2 protein-coding genes are annotated in these 3,263 nt (G+C 63.3%); both read right to left on the bottom strand.

Features of this window, described 5'->3' with window-relative positions:
- Positions 1 to 94 precede the first annotated feature (94 nt).
- Positions 95 to 1,072, bottom strand: a complete 978-nt coding sequence (locus tag Q8Q83_RS12020) for a dipeptidase (RefSeq protein ID WP_305624010.1) — start codon at positions 1,070 to 1,072, stop codon at positions 95 to 97.
- A 564-nt stretch (positions 1,073 to 1,636) separates the two neighbouring features.
- On the bottom strand, positions 1,637 to 2,941 hold the full coding sequence (gbcA, locus tag Q8Q83_RS12015) for a glycine-betaine demethylase subunit GbcA (protein ID WP_305624008.1): 1,305 nt from the start codon (positions 2,939 to 2,941) through the stop codon (positions 1,637 to 1,639).
- Positions 2,942 to 3,263: the final 322 nt, after the last annotated feature.

Genomic DNA, 3,263 nt, shown 5'->3' with positions numbered 1-3,263 from the left:
AAGCGGGAGAGGGGGCTGTCCGCGCATGTTGGCGGCTTTCTCCCCTCTCCCATTCATGGGAGAGGGGGCGGGGGAGAGGGGCTGCTAAAAAGGCTTACTCGCCCCAGACGTCCTTGAGAACGCGTACCCAGTTCTCGCCCATGACCTTGCGCACCACGCGCTCGGAGTGGCCGCGTTTGAGCAGGGTTTCGGTCAGGTTGGGGAATTCGCCGACGGTGCGGATGCCCAGCGGGTTGACGATCTTGCCGAAGTTGGTCAGGCGGCGGGCGTAGCCCTTGTCGTGGGTCAGGTATTCGAAGAAGTCCTGGCCATGGCCCTGGGTGAAGTCGGTGCCGATGCCGATGGCGTCTTCGCCGACGATATTCATCACGTACTCGATGGCCTCGGCGTAGTCGTCGATGGTCGAGTCGATGCCCTTGGCCAGGAAGGGGGCGAACATGGTCACGCCGACGAAGCCGCCGTGGTCGGCGATAAACTTCAGCTCGGCGTCGGACTTGTTGCGCGGGTGTTCCTTCAGGCCGGACGGCAGGCAGTGCGAATAGCACACCGGCTTGTTCGATTCGAGGATGACCTCTTCGGAGGTCTTGGCACCGACGTGGGACAGGTCGCACATGATCCCGACGCGGTTCATCTCGGCGACTATCTCGAGGCCGAAGCCGGACAGGCCGCCGTCGCGCTCGTAACAGCCGGTGCCGACCAGGTTCTGGGTGTTGTAGCACAGCTGCACGATGCCCACGCCGAGCTGCTTGAACACCTCGACATAGCCGATCTGGTCTTCGAACGCATGGGCGTTCTGGAAGCCGTAGAGGATGCCGGTCTTGCCCTGCTCCTTGGCGGTGCGGATATCGGCGGTGCTGCGCACCGGGATCACCAGGTCGCTGTTGTCGCGGATCAGCTTGTTGCTGGCGGTGATGTTGTTCACCGTGGCCTGGAAGCCTTCCCACACCGACACTGTGCAGTTGGCGGCGGTCAGGCCACCCTTGCGCATGTCCTCGAAGAGTTCGCGGTTCCACTTGGCAATGATCAGGCCGTCGATAACTATGCTGTCGGCGTGCAATTCGGCTGGGCTCATCAGGCAGTCCCCTTGGATTCGTGACGCCAAACCCGCTGTTGGCGCTTTGGATTGAGCATATCCCTGGGGGGCGGGGCGACCCGGTGCAAAAGCGACCGGGGTATTGCCGAAAGCGTCAAAGCCAGGTCGTCGCTGGATAAGCCGGTAAGTGGGCGAGGGGGCAGTTTATGGATCTTGTTGGGGCAGGTCTGGCGATACATCGAGATTCGTAGGGTGGGTTAGCGGCGCGGAACACCGACCGAGAATCCATACGCAACAGTGGTGCGGCGCGTAACCCACCAGGCAATGGAGCGCGTTGCGCCGATGGTGGGTTACGCCGCGTCCCGAGTGGCGTGATGCTTGGCAATGGCGGCATGCGGCCCACCCTACGAAAGCTGCGTGCAACACGTAATTGGGGCATAGACAAAAAAAGCCCCTGCCCGGTGGTAGCCGGCAGGGGCGAAGGTGACCCTCGAGGTGGGTCTCAGTGTGTCGGGTTGTCCTCGGGTGGGCTGGGGCGCCGGCCTGCGCTAAGGCCGTAGAGCGTCAGCAGGATCAGCAGCGCCAGCCCCCAGGACATGGGCCTTACTCCGCGCCGACCTGGCGCAGGTAGGGCGCCGGCGCCGCGCCGAGGTTGTTCAGCAGGCGCTCGCTGTACCAGTCGACGAAGTTGACCACGCCGAACTCGTAGGTCTTCGAGTAGGGGCCGGGCTGGTAGGCGGTGGAGTTGATGCCGCGTTGGTTCTCTTCGGCCAGGCGGCGATCCTGGTCGTTGGTGGCGTCCCAGACTTCGCGCAGGCGCGCCACGTCGTAGTCGACGCCTTCCACCGCATCCTTGTGCACCAGCCACTTGGTGGTGACCATGGTCTCCTGGGCGCTGATCGGCCACACGGTGAAGACGATGATGTGGTCGCCCATGCAGTGGTTCCACGAGTGCGGCAGGTGCAGGATGCGCATCGAACCGAGGTCGGGGTTCTTGATCCGGCCCATGAGCTTCTTGCAGCCCTGCTGGCCGTCCATGGTCATGGACACCGTGCCCTTGAGCAGCGGCATGCGCACGATGCGGTTACGCAGGCCGAAGCCGGCGTGGGCGTAGGGGATCTTCTCCGCCTCCCAGGCGGCGGCGGATGCGGTCACATGGTCCTTGAAGGCCTGGTCGGCGCGCGGGTCGGTGACGTCGTCCCATTCCAGCAGGGTCTTCAGCAATTCCGGGTGCGAGCCGCTGCAGTGGTAGCACTCGCGGTTGTTCTCCAGCACCAGCTTCCAGTTGGCCTTCTCCATCAAGGTGGTCTGCACCGCCACCTTGGTGTTCTCCATGTCGTAGGGCTCCATATAGTGAGCCAGGGTGGCGAGGAAGTCGTCGATGGCCGGCGGGTTCTCGGCCAGGGATAAAAAGATGTAGCCGCCGGCGGTCTTGCAGTGCACCGGCTTCAAGCCGTAGTCCTTCATGTCGAAGTCGGCGCCCATCTCGGTGCCGGCGAACAGCAGGCGGCCGTCCAGCTCGTAGGTCCACTGGTGGTAGTTGCACACCAGCTTGGCGACCTTGCCCTTGTCGCTGGTGCACAGGCGCGAACCGCGATGCCGGCAGACGTTATGGAAGGCATGCACCACGCCCTCGGCGCCGCGGATGACGATGATCGGGTTCTTGCCGATCTGCAGGGTCATATAGTTGCCCTTGGTCGGGATCTCGCAGGTCATGCCGGCGATCAACCACTCCTTGTGGAAGATCTCCTGCATGTCGATCTCGAACAGGCGCTCGTCGCTATAGAAGGGCTGCGGCAGCGAGTAGGTGCGCTCGCGGCTCTGCAGCATCTCGGCGGTGGCCTTGCGCGCGGGTTCCAGCGGATCGCCCAGGCCCAGGGTGCTCAGCGGTGTATGGGTGCAGTCCATCGGTGACTCCTCATGGCGACTCGCTTCGCGAGTGCCGCAAAAGTGGCTAATCGGTTGCTACGCAAGGCGGCGTCATTGCCCCGTCCGGCACCTGCCGTGGGTGCATCGGGTGAACGGGGAATTCGCTCATGTCCTTATGTTTCGGCTGGATTGGAGTGTGGAGTCGGGCGCGACACTAACCTTATCCATGGGCGACATGCTTACATCCGTTTCCGACGCGGCAAACCACGGGCTGCGGGGCAGGTCGCGATAAGTATGTAAATGTCGCTGGCAGATAAATGAGCGCCGCGGGCGATGCGCACAATCACTGCCAACAGGCCGC

The sequence above is a fragment of the Pseudomonas sp. genome (assembly GCF_030696055.1).
Classification (GTDB): domain Bacteria; phylum Pseudomonadota; class Gammaproteobacteria; order Pseudomonadales; family Pseudomonadaceae; genus Aquipseudomonas.
The sequence above is the reverse complement of the archived record's forward strand: the minus strand, read 5'-3'. Positions and strand labels throughout refer to the sequence as shown.